The following is a 19,187-nucleotide window of genomic DNA, read 5'->3' on the forward strand; positions in this document are numbered from 1 at the left end:
AAACCCATATATTAGATTTCAGTTAAAGTGACTTTCGAATAATTGATTAGCAGTGGCAAATAGTGATTATCTCTGTTTTCTTTGATAATAAAAAAATGCCGCTCATTGAGAGCAGCATTTTTTATATTGTCGAAATAATGGTATTATCGAAATAATGGTTTAGAACTCGTATTGGAAGTAAACCGTGTTGTAGTTACTGCCACCTTTGATACGTCCAAACTGGGACGCATTTTCGAAGATCGCCGAGCGGTGATGCAATGAGTAACCAAACCATAAATTGTTGAGGTCATTCTTACCGATAAGGTCACCGACATTCACATCAAATGAGAAGTCCAAGTAGTTTAACAAGTGACTTGCCGTGTAGCCCTTACGATCCATTTCAGAACCTTCGATGTAAGTAATCGAATCTATGTAAGACATACCCTCTGCAACACCGAATCGCCACTGCGTTGGCCAGTTAAAGGTGTAGTACGCTTTAATCGCAATGATGTATTCCGTACTACTGGATTGAACCTCTGAACTCCAATGGTGAGCGATACCTGGCGTTAAGTAGATATCCAACGGCAAGCCAAAGATCTCATCAGTTAAAGGGTGGCCATAAAAGAATGATGTAAGTTGGTTATTGTACTCGTCTTTCTCGGTGTTGAATTTCATGATGTCGCCGATATTCGACGGCGTTGCCCAACCGTGCGCGACTCGTAAATAAGGTGCGTTACTTAACTTAGGCTTAGGCGCTTTTGTTTTGTCGTTGAAGAAACCAAAACCAAGGTAAAGCTCGCCTTGGTAACGATCTTCGATAATAGAAGAGTCATAAGCGTTATCATCCAGTCGAGTCACACTGGTTGAACCCAATAAGTACAAGTTCGAAATCACATGGTAACGGGCTTCTACACCAACATTCAGATCAACACCTGCACCAATGGTTTCATTACCAGCTGAGTAATACTCGCTGTTGAAATCAGCGCTTTTATAACGAAGTGTCGCGCTTGGGTAAAATTCCCAGTCTCCGGTTTCATACTTAGCTTTCGCTCGTAAGTTACCGTGAAGGTTAAATTCACTGTCACTCATTAATTCCGTCTCGACAGACCAAGGGCCATCAAGTTGGTAAGTCAGTTGAGCACCAAAATCCGCAGTGTCACCTTCAATTGCATTCTGTTCAGAAGCCGGGATATCAATAAAACGCATGCGAGAGATAGCATTAAAAGACCATTTCTCGTCATCGGTTTGATAGAGGTAGGCTCCCATCTCAGTACCATCAATAAACACATAGTCGTTCTTGAAAAATAGCATTGGAACAAAAGAGCTAACCGTTTGGTCCCCACCTGACGTGTCGTAAGGAATACTGGCGGTACGAAACATCGCCGCAATCCCCCACTCTTGCTCTTCAGTAGCCCACGCCACGCTGTTCGCTAGAAAAGCGTTACTTAGTAGAATTGTCCCATACGAGATGAGCTTCGGTGAAAATTTGCGCTTCATTCTTGTTTAATTACTCTTTGTAATAAGTTTTGTGGTACTGGTTAGACATTTATTGACTATTCTAGCCAACAATTTTTAGGTTTGATCGAGATTGACCGTTACAATAAAGAATATTCTCGGTTAAATGAAAGTATTGTGAAAGTCTCAGAATTACAAAACATTATAGACCACTTACCCAAAGATTCCGATCCAGATATTGTTATGGGTGAAGCGTGGCTACCCGAACGCTTGGTGAATACTAACCTAGACGGCGACATGCTATTCCTTGAATTTGATAATGCCCCTGAAGACAATCAAGGGGATGAAGAAGGCCGCGGTTTTGTTGAACACGAAATCGCGATGATTCGTGAAAAACTGGAGCAGGTGTTAGACGACACATCCGATACCAAGACAAAAGCCGATGCCTTATTGGCAATATTTCTAATGGGCCATGAACTTTCTAGCTCGGAAGTTATCGAAGTTCTTGAAGCAACTGAGTCTGAAGCAACTGAGTCTGAAGCAAGAAAGTCTGAGTTATCGGAGCTTGAAATAAGCAAGCCTCAAACAAGAGAATTCGAAGTAATTGAACCTGAAATGCCAGAACTGAAAACATCGGTTTTCGACGCGCATGAAGCGGAAATAAAAGAACACCACGACGACTAGCCACCAACGATTTTAGGTACCGTATTGAAACCCTCTACGACATCATCTCTTCCCCTGTTACTCGCCGGACCCATTTTAAGAAAAACCACCGCGACTGAAGTGGTACTTTGGTTAGCCACCAGCTCGCCTCTTACAGGCAGAGCTGAGCTATATGTTAACGAAACAGATCTCGTTGGAGAAATCGGCCATTCCAACGTAGAGCAAGACCAACCGTTTTATACCTCATCGCTTGAAGAGCATGATTCGATTCAAATCGGTACACATGCGTGGGTAACGCTAATTCGCTTACAAGGTGAGTTTCCAACCAATACGCCCCTTGAATATGATATTCACACAGAAACAGGCTCACTAAAAGAGCTCGCCCCTCACCTTGTTTACAACGGTAAATCTCGCGTTGAGTTTAAGATATCGACCTCGGCTGATTACATTTTGCATGGCTCTTGTCGTAATCCACATCATCCAAGCAAAGACAGTTTAGTCGCAGCCGATAACAAGATTGCCGATCAAAGCATCGTAGAAAGACCCGATATGCTTATGATGAGCGGCGATCAGATCTACGCCGACCATGTGGCAGGCCCGACGCTAGATGCTATTCAGCAAGTGATTCAACGACTTGGTCTTGTTGGTGAGAGCTTACCGACTGACTCGCAAATTAAAAAAATCAACAGCAGTGATGCTCTGTATAACAGTGAATACCACTTATATCAGCGTCATCACTATTTGCCGCACCACACCGCTTCAGAATCCATGCTCGATAAGTTCTTCCCGAATCGTGGCGTGCCGATTTTTAGTTCTACCGATTGTGAAAACCACTTGGTCACGCTGTCCGAGTTTATCGCGATGTACTTGTTGGTTTGGTCTCCAACACTGTGGCAATGCGTCAATCGAGAGCGTTTAATTGAGAATAACTTCACTCAAGGAGGACGCCAATTAACACCGACTGAGCAGCAACAGTGGCGTGATGAAAGCGTCATCATCGATGATTTCATTGCTGGCTTGCCGCAAGTACAACGTCTGTTCGCGCACATTCCGACTTACATGATCTTCGACGATCACGATGTTACTGATGATTGGAACCTTACCGTGGGCTGGGAGCATGCTGTCGATCAAAACCAGTTCGCTACTCAAGTGATTGGTAATGGCCTTGCCGCCTACTGGATGTGCCAGGGTTGGGGTAACAAACCGGAAAGCTTTAACGAAGCGTTCATCGAGCAAGCAAAACAGCTTTTTACTGTTCAAGTGCGTGCCATTACAGAAAAGCATAATGAAGCCGGTAATGCAGTGACTACTCACTCTATTAGCCGAATAGAACCAGACAAGCATCAAGCCTTCATTGAGATACTGAATCGCTTTGAAGAGTGGCATTACACGATAGACACTTCACCCAAAGTCATTGTGTTAGATACTCGAACCCGCCGTTGGCGTTCAGAGTCACGCATGAATAAACCTTCAGGTTTAATGGACTGGGAAGCCTTGATTGAGTTCCAACATCAGTTACTGCATCAAGATAAAGTGGTGATCGTTTCTGCTGCGCCGATGTTTGGCGTGAAGTTTATTGAAACACTGCAAAAGATGGCAACGACCATAGGCAAGCCATTAGTGATCGACGCTGAAAACTGGATGGCACACCCGGGCAGTGCTAATACGCTGATCAGCATCTTTACCCATACCAAAACACCGACCAACTTCGTGGTGCTTTCTGGCGATGTTCACTACTCATTTGCTTACGATATCAAGCTGAGATATCGCCGTAACAGCCCGAACATCTATCAAATCACCTGTAGTGGCATTAAAAATCAATTCCCTGCTCCTCTGCTTAAATTCTGCGATGTATGGGACCGTTTGTTGTACAGCCCTCGCTCAGTCTTGAACTATTTCACTAAGCGTAAACGCTTGAAGATCGAAAAGCGAAGCCCTGACAATCAGACCTTCTATCGCCTTTCAAACCGCAGCGCGATTGGAGAGTTAAGGCTAGATAGCGATGGTAAGCCACAATCGATTACCACTCTAAGCGGCGATGGCAAAGTGACGCGTTTTCCGGAGCCGACCTAGGATATGTTCCTTATTGCTGGCTTATACGTAATGTCAGTTTTAAGTAAAGGGGCTTGCGATCACACTCTGTAGGCCCAATAGTTATAATATTCACTATTACTGGAACGCTCATATGTTTAATTCACTTACATCGTTATTTAAACAGTTGGTCGAAGGCTCTGATTTAGGCAAAACACCTACCGCCTCACCAAACTTAGCTATCGCCAGTTTGTTATGCGAAGTCGCAGGCGCAGACCATGAGATCAACGAGTCAGAGCAAGAAGCAAAGTTGAACTTACTGCAACGTCTGTTGGGCATTACAGAAGAAGAGTCGAAAGCCTTGTTACAACAAGCTGAACCGCAAGTTGAACAATCTGTTTCTTTGTATGATTTCACTTCACAACTGCGCGAATTGTCACAGCCAGTGCGAATCGACCTGATTAAGGCGATGTGGGAAGTAGCACATGCCGACGGAGAGATTGATCCACTTGAAGATTCAGTGATTAGAAAAACCGCTGAACTTCTCTACGTTGACCACAAAGACTTCATCAAGAGCAAACTTGACGTACTTGGCGAAGACTAAGCTAGTCATACAAATGAGCTGCGTTAGGCAATGAACCTAACGCTGCTGTTGATTGTTAGTAACGCCCCATTCCAAAAACCTGTCCTAATTAAGCGCTTAGCTTGTCGCATCACCAATTAGCGCATTGCCTTCCCATAGAGAATGCCGTTGAGCTCTAGGATCGTACCGTCTTTCGTAATGTAAGCGCCTCGTTGATCGGATATCAAAACACTGCGCTTATTGTCATGGTGCTTGATAAACAGATTTTTAACGTTGAAGGTTTGGTCTCCGTGGGCTTGGTGCTGTTCAAGCTGATAGAAGTAATAGTGATTGCCCCAACGTAGGAACACACCAAACAACTGCTTGGTTTGCACGACTCGTCCATTTCGGTCATAGCCGACATAGCGCATTTTTGAGCGTCCATTATTTAGCTCAAGGGTCAAAACCTCCCAACCATAATTCTCGTACTGGCTTTCAAACTGATACGAACCTTTGGTCGCTACTCCAGAGACTAAACCAAACGCCAAGATCACAAATACGGTTACAACAATCGGCAGCCAAAAGTTACGCTTCATCTGCAGTTCCTTCTACCTTTACACCCTCTTTCTGGCCTTGTGAACAGCGCCCAAACTTGAAATCTGCACTAATGTCGTGCCAACCACTTTCGTCTAGCACCACCACTTGCATACCACCACACTCGATACCCATGCGGTGGAGATAGATCGCCTCTACGCCCGGCTTCGCAAGTGAAGTTAAGTCTTCCACCAGCTCTTGTTCTAACTCGACGCTATCATGGTATACATCGACACCCTTGATGGAAGCTCTTTCCATAAACAACCCAAGATAAGACAGGATAATAACTATAAACAGACTTACCGCGAGTCCACTAATAAGCGGGATAAACTTAGAAGATGCTTGCTTGCCTTGTGCCTGAACATTCTCTGATAGCCCTTGAGTGTCAGCGACTTCGTTTAAATCAGAAGCTGATTTTGACTCCAGCACAGTGGATTCCGAGCAAATAGAACCTTCCTGTTCACCCAAACTGGCAGATTGGGGGATGCACTTGTCTTGTTCGGCAAGGTTTTCAGATACAATATTGCGCTCAAGAGCGGTACCGCTATCTGGTTCGACACTGTTCTCCGGAGCAACAAAACAGTAGCCTTCCTTTTGTACAGTAATTACTTTGCAGTCGGACCCTACTTCTTTGAGAGCACTGCGAACATTTTTGATTGCGACATTCAGAGAGCTGTTAGTAACAATGCGCCCCGGCCAACAATGCGTTAAAAGGAATTCACGACCTAAAGTTTGTGAACAGTTGTCCATTAAATGCTTTAAAAGCAGGCACTCAGATGGCGACAATGTCACGACTTTATTCAATGACGGGTTAATCAATGTACGGTCATCAAGTTCAATAACCAAATCATACTCTTGTAATTTATTATTATTCATAAGGTGAGTTAACACTGTTAATAATCTCACCTTAGAATAACACGAGGGTTTACATTAATTCAAAATCACAGGGATAATTTAAAGCCCAATTCACTGACATTGACGCTAGCGAAGCCTAATTTAACGGCGTTAAGTTCACTTGCAATATCAAGAGCATGTTGCTCATCCTTGGCCAGTACCGCGATAGAATATATTGGTCGAATCATCGCTATCTGATTTGGCTTTGACTCGGCAATAGACTGATTTTTTATATAAGCCGAAGTAATCACACCTTGAGTGCTCCAATCGACCACTTTTTGCAAATCAACGCTAATAATTTTATCTACCAGCATTTGATCTTCTGGCTCTTTCCAAGTCAACTCAATCGCGTAGTTTTTAAAAGCAACTTGAGTGTCTAGCCATTTACTTCCGATGTCTCTTACTTCTGTTATTTCAGCTAGCTCTTTAAATTGAAAAGGAAGATTTCCAATAACGCGTCTTACTTCCTCTTCACTATCAGCTTCCATTACAAATTTAATTATTGGAAACTGCTTTTCGCCAATAAAGCTTTCAGAAACAAACATATCGTGAATTAAGCCAGCATCAATTAAATTAGCAAATGCTTTTTTCTGCTGAGGCATCACCTCAAATACCGCTTGAGCATCATCGGTTTTCCAAGCCACTGACACGCCGTATGCCGCAGCATGACTATAGCTAGAGAATAGAATCGCTGAAAATAGAAAGCTAAAAATAGCTAAAAAGGTTCCTTGAATTGTTTTCATTATGTGGTTTCCTAATTAGTCGCGAATAATTTCATACAAGTTAGGGTCAGCAGAAACCCCTTCGATTTTTAAAGGTGGTAGCTCTTTTCTCATCACTTGTATTGCATCATGGAATTGCTTCTTACTCTCCCATTCAGCGACATTGATAAAGCGGTATGTCGCGTCCGAACTTAAAGAGCGGTGCAATTTAGTGGATATATATCCGGGTTGCTTCACCAATACATCTCGCGCATCTTCCCAATACGTTAATGTCGCAGCTTCATGGACTGGCTCGACTGAAAAAGTGTTAATCAATACAACGGATTGTGCCGAAACCAATGCGCTCACGCTTAGGGCTCCCAATGCCATTCCATACTTAATAATGTTCTTCATCCTATTCTCCTTGTTTTGGGTGAGCTAACGCTATCATCTAGCCCTACCCAATCAAGGCTACAACCTGCGATTTAATATTAATTAAAAAGCTAAATTTCAAACCAATATTATTCACTCGTTAAATAAGCGATGTAGCCATTTACTATTGATAAACCACTCGCTGATATGAGTTTTCTTTCGATAGTAATTACCCTCAAATAGCAAGTACAAAAAAACCACCTAATAAGTAGGTGGCTCTTAATTTGAATAACTCATAAGAATCAGGCTGGTTTTAAGTTTTTAACCAAGTGCCTGTTTAACGCAATGACTACAGCATCGTCAGCGTTAGCTTAGCCAAGTTGTAAGCATCAACATAACCAGAGTGCTGACGGCCTTCCCACTCAATGTTTTTCGCTTCTTGAGCGGCGCGGTGACCAATGCGTTTGTCTTTCAATCGATTCTGAACTCGATAAAGCGTTGCGATATTCAAGAACTCACTGAACGGAGGCTCGATGCCTTTCTCGATACACTCTTTGTGTAAAATGAGGTCGTCACGTCCCCACGCTGCATAGATTTTTTTTGGACCACCGAAATTTTTAATCATCGACTTGATGACAGACTCTAATGGGCGTCCCTGCTTTTCGATTTTTCGAGGTGTAATGCCCGTTAACTCGGCACAGAATAGAGAGACTTCGTCTTTCTCTGGCTTAACGTAGTATTGTGCTCGCTTCACGATAGTGCCAGATGCTAGATCAATCTCAGCAAGACCTACTTCAATGATCTCACCTGTTGTTCCTACACCGTCTTCGCTCCAACAGCACATTTCCAAATCGAAACACACCACTCGATTGTGATTCATACGTCGCCTAATTCTCTCGTCAAAAATTTCGTGAAATTGTACATGAGCCTAATAAAGAACTCGACCCTAGTCGCACTAAGTGCTCATTTAGCCTGCAATTGTGACGCGATCTCGACCATTTAACTTACTTTGATAGAGCATACTGTCGGTTTTCTGAAGTATCTCTTCAATGTTTTCTGTCGAATGAATAGTTGCACCAATACTCAACGTACAATTTAACTGTTGGCCTTTGTACTCACAATGAGAGTGGCTCACTGTACGAAGAATACATTCCAGGTATCGAGCTAACGATTCATGGTCTGATATGCTGGAAATGATACTGAATTCATCACCACCGAGACGGAACACATAATCGCCCTCCTTCAAGCTAACGGAGATAAGTTGAATCACATGAATCAACAAAGCATCACCCGCGGGGTGACCAAATTGGTCGTTGATGCCTTTGAATTTATCTACATCAAACCCAATCAAACTAAACGATTGACCAGATTCAGTGACCTTTTCTAACTCCTTGTTAAATGCACGTCGATTATAGACTTCAGTAAGGCTGTCATGGTTAGCTAAGAAGCGAAGTTCTTCGGTTCTTTCATCCAACATTTGATATAGACGTTCTTTTTCACGGATTTGCATATTCACGATATAAGCAAGTAGTAATGAAATGGTTGTACCAACCAACGCGATTCCTGTTAACACGAGATAACCATAAAAAGAGATGCAAGAATCTATTTTGTAATCAATTTTCCAATCCCGATTGGTCAATTCAATGGTCTTAGTAATGTGATGCCCTGTCACACCTTCATACCCGGCGGTTTCAAATAGAATTGGGGAATCTTCGGCTTCAAATCCCGTGTCAGTAACACGAATGTAAACATCCATATCACCGACGGCAGAGGCTAACAGGTTCTCAAAGTAGTAAGTTGTGCGAACCACGCCAATCACAACACCAAGTAGGTTATCACTTTCGCCTTCAAACACAGGGTGATAAACCAGCATGCCTGTCTTAGGCGTATCTTGAGCTAGACCATCTTGAATCAGACGTACTTTGTCCGAGATATTCGCTTTACGTGTCTGTTTAATATTGTCTAAAACCAGCTTGAATCGCTCACGAGAGGAGTAGAAACCAAGAACGTTGTCGTTAGCTTCAGTATTGGGGTAGAGGTCACTAGCAATGAACGCTGGCTCGCCATCTAAAATGTAACCAAAGGACTTTGCTTCGTGTTTTGGAATAGTGAACAGTTGATAAGACGGGTATTTTTCTTTCATCTTAGCAGTGTGTTCGGCAATCTCGTCTGCCGGCACTTTTTGCATCCACTGCAAGCCGATTAAGCTTTTTGAGCCGTTTATAGTTTGCTGAGCAAAACGATCAAATTTATCCCAGTTTTCAGGTTCGTTAGAATAGAAAAAATTAGCCCCAGAGCCAATGTAAGCCACATCATTGCCGATAAACGCTTCCAAGCTCAGTGTCTGGTGAGTAGCAAAGCTATCCAGATTCATATTTAGCGCACGGTTTTGGTTGAGTGCGACTAATATAAAACACAACACAGTAATCAAAAAACTGATCGAAAACACGACCAATGGGAGAGTTCGTCTCTTCAACCCTGTTAGTGGGTCGGTGGTGTGAGGCATGTGGCTTCCAAATAGGCTCTGATGAGTTAAAAGTATATAACGGAAGGGAATCATGCTCCATTTAAGTTTGGTTTTAAAAATGACATAAAATAGGCATTGTTTACCGAACCCTTACATCGACGACCAATATTCGAACGAATCTCGACTAAATTTCAAGCTAACACGCCAAAAACCTACTTGATTAAAAACATTAAATACCACTCTTAGGCCTTGAATATGCTAGTATCCATCCATATTTATAGCTTGAAAGTGACCATTTCGGCTTCGTGCCACTGAGTTTCTTTCCAATCTGTATATTCCTTTGAACCGACGAATATACCGTTAAATCAATTTTAAAGAGAAATCACTATGATCGTTGATTTGAACCTAATTCCACAAACGTTTGATATGCTTCACGCAGGCCTAACTGCATCAAGCGTTTTACTACTGCTAATTGCTATTTCTCGTAAATCCAAAGTGGTTGAGAAAATCGTAGAAAAACCAGTAGAAAAGATCGTTGAAGTTGAAAAGCCAGTTGAGAAAATTGTCGAAGTAGAGAAAGTTGTCGAAGTTGAACGTGTTATCGAAAAAGTAGTAGAAGTTGAATCTAAGCTAGCAACAGCACCAACAGATTCAGCAATGCAATTACTGTCTATCATGCAGCAAGAAGCGCGCTTAATCGACTTCCTAAAAGAAGACCTAACGTCATTCTCTGATGAAGAAGTGGGCGCAGCGGCACGTGTTATTCACACTGGCGGCCAAAAAGTATTAGCAGATTACGTAACGCTTTCTCACATCCGCAACGAAGATGAAGAAACTCGTATCACTGTCGCAGAAGGTTTCAACCCACAAGAAATTCGCCTAACAGGCAACGTAACGGGCAATGCACCATTCAACGGCACACTGGTTCACAAAGGTTGGAAAGCAACTGATATGAACCTGCCAAAGCTTGCTGAAAACTACGATGCATCTGTAATTGCACCGGCAGAGGTGGAGCTATAATGGAACACCAAAGTCATTCAGCTCAAGAGCATTCACAAGCACTATCTTCTCAAGAGCAACATCAGGCACCTAAGTTCAGTGTTGGTATCGATTTAGGTACTACACATTGCGTTTTGTCTTACATCGACACAAGCAATGAAGACGCTCGTGTAGAGGTGATGCAAATCCCTCAACTGACGGCGCCAGGTACAGTAGAAACTCGCAGCCAACTTGGCTCGTTCCTATACCAACCGCACGAACATGAAATGAATGCGGGCTCTCGCGTTCTTCCTTGGTCTTCTGAGCCTAAAGCTCTAGTGGGTGCTATTGCGCGTAACCTTGGTTCTAAAACCCCTATCCGTTTGGTCGCAAGTGCAAAATCTTGGCTATGCCACGGTGGTGTAAACCGTCGCGATGCATTCCTTCCTGCAGGTAGCCCAGAAGAAGTGGAAAAGGTATCTCCTCTTAAAACGACTGAACTATACCTTGAGCACCTTAAAGACGCATGGAACCACGCTAATCCAGAACACAAACTGGCAGACCAAGATGTTACAATCACGGTTCCGGCTTCGTTTGATCCTGCTGCTCGCGACCTAACAGCTGAAGCTGCACGTAATGTTGGTTTCACTCATCTAACGCTGTTAGAAGAGCCTCAAGCAGCACTTTACAGCTGGATTGATAACAGCAACGACACATGGCGTGATGAAGTAAACGTTGGTGACATCGTTCTTGTTATTGATATCGGTGGTGGTACTACCGACCTTTCATTAGTTGAAGTAACGCAAGACGACGGCAACCTAAGCCTGAACCGTATCGCAGTAGGTGAACACATCCTACTGGGCGGCGACAACATGGACTTGGCTCTTGCTTACCGCTTGAAGATGAAACTGGCGCAAGACGGCAAAGAACTGGCACCTTGGCAAGTTCAAGCGATGACTCATGCTTGTCGCGATGCGAAAGAAGCACTGCTAAACGATGCTGAACTGCAATCTGTGCCAATCGTAGTACCAAGCCGTGGTTCTAAACTGCTTGGCGCAACGCTGAAAACAGAACTGACTCAGCAAGAAGTACAACAAACACTGGTTGATGGCTTCTTCCCTAAAGTTTCTGTGACAGAGCACCCAGTACAAAAGACACGTGGTGCACTGACTCAAATGGGTCTGCCTTACGCTCAAGATGCAGGTATTACCCGTCACATTGCTGCGTTCCTTTCTAAGCAAGCTAACGCGCTTTCTGGAAACAGCGAAGCCGCTCAACAAGATTTCAACCCGTTTGCAAACATGCCGGGTATGCCAGGTGCTGAAGCGCCTGCAGCAGACTTCATCAAGCCAACGGCAATCCTGTTCAACGGTGGTGTTCTAAAATCTAACCTACTTGCTGATCGTCTTTCAGACACAATCAACGAGTGGTTGATCAACGCTGACGCTGAATTTGCGAAACAACTTTCAGGTTTAGATCTAGATCTAGCCGTTGCAAGTGGTGCTTCTTACTACGGCGCGGTACGTCGTGGTCAAGGTGTTCGTATCCGTGGCGGTATTGCATCTTCTTACTACGTAGGAATTGAAAGCGCGATGCCAGCAATCCCAGGTATGGCTCCTCCAATGGAAGCACTGTGTGTTGCACCGTTTGGTATGGAAGAAGGTTCAAGCGTTCAAGTACCTAGCCAAGAGTTCGGTCTAGTGATTGGTCAGCCTGTTCACTTCCAATTCTTCGGTTCAACAACTCGCCGTGAAGATGAAGCCGGTACACACCTTGATCACTGGGCACCAGAAGAGCTAGACGAGCTTCCTGAAATCCAAGTGACACTGCCTGTTTCTGAAGGCCGTCGCGAAGGTGAAGTGGTTCCGGTTACTTTGGCTTCTCGCGTTACTGAGCTGGGTACTCTATACCTAGAAGCAATTGCCACTGACAACGGTCAGAAATGGCACGTTGAGTTCGACGTTCGTGAAGATTCGAACAACGACTCAAACGAACAAGCATAATGAATCAACGGCACCTTAGCGGGTGCCGTTATTTTATCAATACCGTTCCAACCCAGTTCTGCCTGTTTCTCAGGAACGACGTATACGAATAACAACAATAAGACCAAATCTATAAACACACTGGTCATCACTCTGGAAGAATAAGGTTTTGTATGGCAACTCCTCGTTTTTTAGTCGGCATTGACTTAGGCACAACGAATACGGTTGTCGCTTACTGTGAAATCAACGACGACCTACAACATGCTCCCGTTTCTCTTTTCGATATTGACCAACTCATCGGCCCCGGTGAAGTGGTTCGCAAGCCTCTACTTCCATCATTTCGTTACCACCCAGCACAAGGTCAAATCTCCCCTTCTGACCTGACGATGCCGTGGGAACCAAGCCCAGTTGAAGGCGATATCAAAAATGTTATCGTCGGTGAATGGGCGCGTGAATTGGGCGCTAAGGTTGAAGGCCGCCAAGTATCAAGTGCGAAGAGTTGGTTATCACACCAAGCGGTTGATCGTAGCTCAGACATCCTCCCTTGGGCTGGCGCAGCTGATGTCGATAAAGTATCGCCGGTTGTCGCGAGTGCGAGCTACCTGAATCACATTCGCCAAGCATGGAACTACCGTAATCCTAGCAATAAGCTTGAAGACCAAGATGTTGTGGTTACCGTTCCCGCTTCATTCGATGAGACAGCACGTAAACTAACACTCGAAGCAGCAGAACTAGCTGGCTTAGGTAAGATTCTGTTACTCGAAGAGCCGCAAGCCGTTTGTTATGACTGGTATGCACGTCACCAACAAACCGCAGCAGATGAACTTCAACAGATCCCACTGATTCTAGTGTGTGATGTTGGTGGCGGTACCACCGACTTGAGCTTAATTGAAGCCAAGTTCGATGCGAATAGCGACGGTAATAACGAGCTCGCACTCGACCGTATCGGCGTTGGCGAACACTTGATGCTCGGTGGTGACAACCTCGACTTAGCACTTGCTCACCTTGCTGAGCAACGCTTCAATCAAAACAAAAAGCTGAATGCCTCTAGCCTAACCAAACTGATTCAGCAGACTCGCGCTGCAAAAGAGAGCCTGCTTTCTGCCAATGCACCAGATGATGTGAAGATCACCATGCTAGGTAGCGGTTCTAAACTGCTTGGCGGAACTAAGAGTATTGGTTTAACCAAACAAGAAGTTCATCAAATCGCATTGGAAGGTTTCTTCCCGCTTTCTGAGTTTACAGAAGTGCCAGACAAACGCCGCAGTGCTGTTGTTGAATTTGGCCTGCCTTACGTGGCTGACCCTGCGGTGAGTAAGCATGTGGCAGAATTCCTAGCAACTCACCAACAAGTGTCTAAAGCCGCATTGGAAAACTCAGGCTCTATTGAGTTCGATGACACTAAACCTGCAATTCCAGTTGGCGTACTACTCAATGGTGGTGTGTTTAACAGTGAATTGGTAACAGAGCGAATCACTCAGCTACTGGGCAACTGGAACGGTTCTCCAATCACAGTGCTTGATAACCCTCATCCAGATTGGTCTGTTGCCCTTGGCGCGGTTGCCTTTGGTAAAGCCCGCCGTGGCGCGCAACTGAAAATCGGTGGCGGTGCCGCTCGTTCTTACTTCTTGCATCTACAAGAGAAGAACAAGATGGGCAAAGCACTTTGTCTGCTTGCCAAGGGGACTGAGGAAGGACAAGAGATACGCTTAAACAGCCGTCGTTTCTCGCTGACTTTAGGTGAGCCAGTGCGATTTAATCTACTGACTTCAACACACGATCAAATTGCTCACGACACCGCCATTCAAAACGGCGTGATGGTCAATGTGGATGCCGATTTGTTCTCTCCTCTTCCACCTTATATTTCGACCTTGGAAGGCTCAGGTACTGCAGAACTTCAAGCCAACCAAAAAGAACGCGTCGAAGTTTTACTCGCTTGTCAGTTAACGGAAGTCGGCACACTGAAAATGGAGTGTGTAAGTACAGAAGATGACTCTAAGCGTTGGTTGCTCGAGTTTGAAGTGAGAAACAAGCAAGGCGATGAATCTGATGCCTCCACACTTCATCCAAGGTTGGAAGAGTGCAAGGAGTTGATTTCTCGCCTCTACAGTGGCAACAAAAAGAGTGCTGAATCGAAAGAGATCAAGACACTATCTAAAGATCTTGAGAAGCGACTAGGTAAACGCGATGAATGGGACTTCACGACCCTTCGTCACCTGTTTGATACCTTCTCATTAGGTCGTAAGCGTCGCCGCCGCTCAGAAGCACACGAGAAGAACTGGCTGCGTTTGGCGGGATACTCGCTACGTCCTGGCTTTGGCGATCCGACTGACTCATGGCGTATCGAACAAATTTGGGGCCTTTACCAACAGAACATTCAGTTTAAGAACCATCAAGGTTGGACGGACTGGTGGGTATTCTGGCGTCGTGTCGCTGGTGGACTAAACCAAGAGCAGCAAGAAAGTATCTTGGCAGACATCGCTAAGTACCTTCACCCAGGTGCAATGAAGAACCCCAAAACAGCCAAAGATGCGCAAGACAATGGTTATGAAGCTATGGTTCGTTTAGCGGCGTCGCTTGAGCAACTTGAGGTTGAAGACAAAGTACTGCTGGCAAGTTGGTTCTTAAGCAAAGCGATTAATCATAACCAATTTGAACAAGCGCACTGGTGGGCGCTAGGTCGATTAGCATCAAGAACACCTTTGTATGGTAGCCAACACAGCGTGATTCCTAGAGAACAAGCTGAACAGTGGTTATCGAAACTGCTTGAACAGAACTGGCATAAAGAGCAAATGATCGCCTTTGCAGCGGTGATGATTTGTCGTAAAACCGGTGACCGTCAGTTTGATATCTCTGACGACTATCGCAATCAAGTGATTGAGAAGCTCAAGCAAAGCAAGGTGCCAGAGTCTTGGTTAACGCTAGTGAGTGAAGTAACAGAGCTTTCTGAGAACGAGTCTAAGCGCGTATTTGGTGATGCATTACCAAGCGGCTTAAGCCTGATTAATAACTAGTTTCAGGGCTCAATAGATTGGAGCGCTAACTAGTAAAGAAAAAGCCACTTTCGATTCGTTGAAAGTGGCTTTTTTATTGGTGGCTTAAGGCTGGCATGTTTAGTCGACTTATCGCATCTTGGTTAAGAGCCTTAGCCGTATTGCAGTTCATCATTGTTAATGTTTCGTTCCTGTTGGGTTGATAGGAAAATCCGTATTTTCATAAATATCAGATAACTTTTTCGGTTTCTTCTCTTTAGCTCCTTTATTTGATTGATTATGAGTTTCGCTTAAAAGCCATTCCTCATGCATTTTTGCTGAATCCAAAAACTCTGGATCTTCCATTGCTTCCTTGCGAAGTTTATTTACACGTTCGAGAGTATCCCAAATCATAATACTTCACCTCCACTAAGGCAGTACTATAAATATAGTTAATAGAGACAAAACCTCAACGTTACCAATGAGATAGAGATCTCAATTTTGGAATTTTATTGTTTTAACGCAACTACAGACACCACGAAAAACAAGTTGCAAAACAGATTACGTTATCGACGATCCTCAGCGATCATCAGGCACAAAAAAGCGAGCTCTAGGCTCGCTTTTCTATAGCTTTTAACTCGTTCTACAGCTTATGCTCGGTTCCCGATTTTCACAGTACCGTTTGTTGCAAACCAAAGTGCTTCTGAACGACGGCGACCTAATAAAATTGGGCCGTCATCGTAGAACAAAAAGTTTTTCCAATGCTTCTTGAAAATCGCCCATTTGGTTTCAAGAACATTGTATTTTTCGTAACAAAAATAAACAGTTACGTCATCCTGCCAATCAATAAAGTTAAGAATCTCTTCTGGCATTTCAGGCTCATCCGCTTCCCAATGCGCCATCCAGCTGATCTCTTCATTCCAGTTCGATGCTTTGCTTGGCCAGTCTTGTGAGCTTAGGCGTTCTGCATCTGGGCTTTGAGGGCTCACGTTCTCTTTCCAGAACTGAGATGCTCTCGCCTGTGTCATTGGTTTAATCTTTTCCAAGTCCTCAGCTGGCAGTGGCATTGACTGGTGAGTAAAAATCCATTTTCTTTGGTATTCGTCCAAAGTTGTGTATGACATCAAAATTCCTCAAATATCTTCTCAGGCTGATGGATCTACCATGCCCATATGTTCTTTTTTGATACAGCGGCGATGTATTATCGCTTGATATTCGCTGCCTTTAAATTCGCTGTTAACTTGTACGCTTAAATACTATTTATTTAAACATTACGTTTGTCTTCCCAGTTTGGGTTAACTAACGCGGTCAGTATATGGTCTTCCCATTTACCGTTAATCTGTAGGTAGTCTTTGGCAAAGCCTTCGCGAACAAAACCAAGATGTTCCAACACACCAGCACTTCGCTCATTGTGAGGCATATAACCCGCCATTAAGCGGTGCATGTTCTGCACATCAAACATGTAGTCCCTCGCCATGCTCAAGCCTCTGCGCATGTAACCGTGGCCTTGTGCACTTTGAGCCAATGAGTAGCCAACGTTACACGCGTAGAACGGGAAACGAGACAAATTACTGAACGAGATAGTCCCTAACATTTCGTTAGAGTCCGCATTAATCAATAAACAATAGTAACCAAGCCCCATTTTATGAAGCTCGTTTAACTTAATCAGGCGCTGTGCCCAGCCCGTTCTATCAAAAAATGCATCTTCGCGAATTGGCTCCCAAGGTTTCAGGTACTCTCGGTTAACCTGAAAATACTCACTGATCATAATTGCATCGTCTATCTCAGCGGTGCGCAAAATCAGATTCCCATCTCGCTTGTAAATGCGTTCCGGTGTGCTCAAATCTTCCATAATCTTGTTCTTATTCGATCAGTTCTTTCTGATACCGTAATCGCGCAGTTTGTTGGCAATTGAGGTATGAGATACATTCAAACGCTTTGCAAGCTTACGACTTGATGGGAAAGACTGGTAAAGCTTTTCTAGAATCTGAGATTCGTAGTCTTTCATGATTTCATCGAGCGAGCCGTCTAAGCTCAGGTTCGCCATTCCAGCTGTCATTGTTTCAAGCTGTGGCAGGTGGAATTGCTCAACCGTTAGTGTGTCTGAGTCCAACTCTGTTAGCGCACGAAGAACCATGTTGTCCAATTGACGAATGTTGCCCGGCCATTGGTAATTACCAAGCTGGTCGATTAACTCTTGAGTCAGTTTTGGTTTTAACATACCTAATTGCTGCGCGTACTTTGCAACGAACAATTCCAACAGCGGTGCTACGTCGTTTGAGCGTTCACGCAATGCTGGAATAGACAGAGTCAGTACATTCAAGCGATAGAACAAATCTTCACGGAACGAACCCGAGTCTGCTAATTCAGAAAGACGATGACGCGTTGATGCAATAATACGAACATCCGCGTGCATCTCTTCTTCTTCACCAACACGACGGAATGAACCATCTTGTAGGAAACGCAGCAGTTTGATTTGTAGATGCGGGCTCATCTCGCCAATTTCATCTAAAAATACCGTACCGCCATTCGCTTGCTCGAAAATGCCTTTATGACCTTGCTCATGGTTGAATGAACCCGGCGCATGACCAAACAATTCCGTTTCCGCTACGTCATCAGGCATCGATGCACAGCTTAGAATCAAGAATGGAAAAGAAGAACGATTAGAACGGTTATGACACGCTTTCGCCAGCATCTCTTTGCCTGTACCTGTATCGCCTTCAATTAATAGAGGCTGATCCAGCATAGCCAATTTCTTAGCTTGGCTGATCAAGGCTTTATGGCGATTAGAGACACCAACAAAGTGTTCGAAACCTAGGTTGTTCTGTTCTGGGATTGAATCTGGCGAGTTCATCTCTTGGTTACAAGAACGAATCGTCATTACTGCGCTCGCCAGTACCGCTTCGTTGACATCACCACCAAGGTAAATCGGCAGGATCTCAATAGAGAAATCTAAACCATCCAACACGACAACTTCACGATGGCGCGTTACATCACCTTCGATCCAGCGAGCAAAGTTAAAGCTAGGAACAAACGTCGCTAGTGGTTCACCGATCACTTCGTCTTCTTGCTTGTTGAAGAGGTTCAACGCAGCGTGGTTAGCCATATCGACTGAGCCTTTAAGGTCAATCGCAATAACAGGGTCAGGTAGGTTAGCCAGCAGAGCAATCAGCTCTGTGTTATGCCTTTCGCTTGGCATAAATTGGATTTTACGTACATCCTTCACACCTGAAATTCGGCGAATTTCAGCCATAAGTTCACTAAAAGCATCAAAATCGATATCAGGGCAGTTTAGGTAGATAATGCCTTTAACATCAATTTCGATTCCTCTTAAATCAATGCTTTTTGAGGCCAAGATATCGAGCAACTCACGCGTTAAGCCGAGTCTGTCTTCACACAATACTTCAAGACGCACAAATAGTCCTATTATAGGTGTCAGGATAAGTTGACAGTAGTGTGGATTAAGCTCTGAGTTCAGTCAAGAAGAAGAGTAAACATATGTTTACTCTTCTTCTCAAACTATTGAGCTTTCAATGC

General features: G+C 44.2%; 17 protein-coding genes. 6 read left to right on the forward strand and 11 right to left on the reverse strand.

Features of this window, described 5'->3' with window-relative positions; translation table 11 throughout:
- Positions 1-159 precede the first annotated feature (159 nt).
- Positions 160-1,476, reverse strand: a complete 1,317-nt coding sequence (locus tag FTW16_RS12380) for a MipA/OmpV family protein (RefSeq protein ID WP_146491299.1) — start codon at positions 1,474-1,476, stop codon at positions 160-162.
- A gap of 81 nt (positions 1,477-1,557) precedes the next feature.
- Between FTW16_RS12380 and FTW16_RS12385 the strand changes: the two genes are divergently transcribed.
- The 3 genes from FTW16_RS12385 (at position 1,558) to FTW16_RS12395 (ending at position 4,732) form a co-directional block, all read left to right on the forward strand.
- Positions 1,558-2,118 carry a hypothetical protein gene (locus FTW16_RS12385; RefSeq protein ID WP_146491300.1) on the forward strand — a complete coding sequence of 187 codons (561 nt, stop codon included), beginning with the start codon at positions 1,558-1,560 and terminating at the stop codon, positions 2,116-2,118.
- Between the two features lie 24 nt (positions 2,119-2,142).
- A complete protein-coding gene (locus FTW16_RS12390) occupies positions 2,143-4,170 on the forward strand; it encodes an alkaline phosphatase D family protein (protein ID WP_146491301.1) in 2,028 nt (675 codons plus the stop codon).
- Positions 4,171-4,282: 112 nt separating this feature from the next.
- The gene (locus FTW16_RS12395) at positions 4,283-4,732 is read left to right on the forward strand and encodes a TerB family tellurite resistance protein (RefSeq protein ID WP_008222106.1); all 450 of its coding nucleotides are present in this window, start codon (positions 4,283-4,285) and stop codon (positions 4,730-4,732) included.
- 116 nt (positions 4,733-4,848) lie between these two features.
- Here the strand turns inward: FTW16_RS12395 and FTW16_RS12400 are convergent, their stop codons facing one another.
- The 6 genes from FTW16_RS12400 to FTW16_RS12425 all read right to left on the reverse strand — a co-directional run bounded on the left by FTW16_RS12400 (position 4,849) and on the right by FTW16_RS12425 (position 9,757).
- Positions 4,849-5,286, reverse strand: a complete 438-nt coding sequence (locus tag FTW16_RS12400) for a hypothetical protein (protein ID WP_146491302.1) — start codon at positions 5,284-5,286, stop codon at positions 4,849-4,851.
- Positions 5,276-6,160, reverse strand: a complete 885-nt coding sequence (locus FTW16_RS12405) for a transcriptional regulator (protein WP_146491303.1) — start codon at positions 6,158-6,160, stop codon at positions 5,276-5,278. The genes FTW16_RS12400 and FTW16_RS12405 overlap by 11 nt, the downstream gene beginning before the upstream one ends.
- A 65-nt stretch (positions 6,161-6,225) precedes the next feature.
- Positions 6,226-6,921, reverse strand: coding sequence for a hypothetical protein (locus FTW16_RS12410; RefSeq protein WP_146491304.1), 696 nt, complete (start codon positions 6,919-6,921; stop codon positions 6,226-6,228).
- 15 nt (positions 6,922-6,936) lie between these two features.
- A complete protein-coding gene (locus tag FTW16_RS12415) occupies positions 6,937-7,293 on the reverse strand; it encodes an antibiotic biosynthesis monooxygenase family protein (RefSeq protein ID WP_146491305.1) in 357 nt (118 codons plus the stop codon).
- A 307-nt stretch (positions 7,294-7,600) separates the two neighbouring features.
- Positions 7,601-8,131, reverse strand: a complete 531-nt coding sequence (locus FTW16_RS12420) for a 3'-5' exonuclease (protein WP_017068784.1) — start codon at positions 8,129-8,131, stop codon at positions 7,601-7,603.
- Between the two features lie 87 nt (positions 8,132-8,218).
- On the reverse strand, positions 8,219-9,757 hold the full coding sequence (locus FTW16_RS12425) for a sensor domain-containing diguanylate cyclase (protein WP_146491306.1): 1,539 nt from the start codon (positions 9,755-9,757) through the stop codon (positions 8,219-8,221).
- A 348-nt stretch (positions 9,758-10,105) separates the two neighbouring features.
- Here FTW16_RS12425 and FTW16_RS12430 point away from each other — a divergent pair, with 348 nt between their 5' ends.
- The 3 genes from FTW16_RS12430 (at position 10,106) to FTW16_RS12440 (ending at position 15,692) form a co-directional block, all read left to right on the forward strand.
- A complete protein-coding gene (locus FTW16_RS12430; protein ID WP_146491307.1) occupies positions 10,106-10,738 on the forward strand; it encodes a DUF2760 domain-containing protein in 633 nt (210 codons plus the stop codon).
- Positions 10,738-12,699, forward strand: coding sequence for an Hsp70 family protein (locus FTW16_RS12435; protein WP_146491308.1), 1,962 nt, complete (start codon positions 10,738-10,740; stop codon positions 12,697-12,699). The genes FTW16_RS12430 and FTW16_RS12435 overlap by 1 nt, the downstream gene beginning before the upstream one ends.
- Positions 12,700-12,851: 152 nt before the next feature.
- Positions 12,852-15,692 (forward strand): Hsp70 family protein, encoded by a 2,841-nt coding sequence (locus FTW16_RS12440; protein WP_146491309.1) that lies wholly within the window; start codon positions 12,852-12,854, stop codon positions 15,690-15,692.
- Between the two features lie 156 nt (positions 15,693-15,848).
- Here the strand turns inward: FTW16_RS12440 and FTW16_RS12445 are convergent, their stop codons facing one another.
- The 4 genes from FTW16_RS12445 to tyrR all read right to left on the reverse strand — a co-directional run bounded on the left by FTW16_RS12445 (position 15,849) and on the right by tyrR (position 19,065).
- Positions 15,849-16,064 (reverse strand): hypothetical protein, encoded by a 216-nt coding sequence (locus FTW16_RS12445; protein WP_012604204.1) that lies wholly within the window; start codon positions 16,062-16,064, stop codon positions 15,849-15,851.
- Between the two features lie 236 nt (positions 16,065-16,300).
- Complete coding sequence (locus tag FTW16_RS12450; protein ID WP_048664809.1) at positions 16,301-16,774, reverse strand: DUF2947 domain-containing protein; 474 nt, start codon at positions 16,772-16,774, stop codon at positions 16,301-16,303.
- A gap of 140 nt (positions 16,775-16,914) precedes the next feature.
- The gene (gene rimJ / locus FTW16_RS12455; protein WP_146491310.1) at positions 16,915-17,502 is read right to left on the reverse strand and encodes a ribosomal protein S5-alanine N-acetyltransferase; all 588 of its coding nucleotides are present in this window, start codon (positions 17,500-17,502) and stop codon (positions 16,915-16,917) included.
- 18 nt (positions 17,503-17,520) lie between these two features.
- Positions 17,521-19,065 (reverse strand): transcriptional regulator TyrR, encoded by a 1,545-nt coding sequence (gene tyrR / locus FTW16_RS12460; RefSeq protein WP_019822554.1) that lies wholly within the window; start codon positions 19,063-19,065, stop codon positions 17,521-17,523.
- Between the last annotated feature and the right edge of the window lie 122 nt (positions 19,066-19,187).

Origin of the sequence: Vibrio sp. T20, assembly GCF_007858795.1 — a bacterium.
Classification (GTDB): domain Bacteria; phylum Pseudomonadota; class Gammaproteobacteria; order Enterobacterales; family Vibrionaceae; genus Vibrio; species Vibrio satsumensis.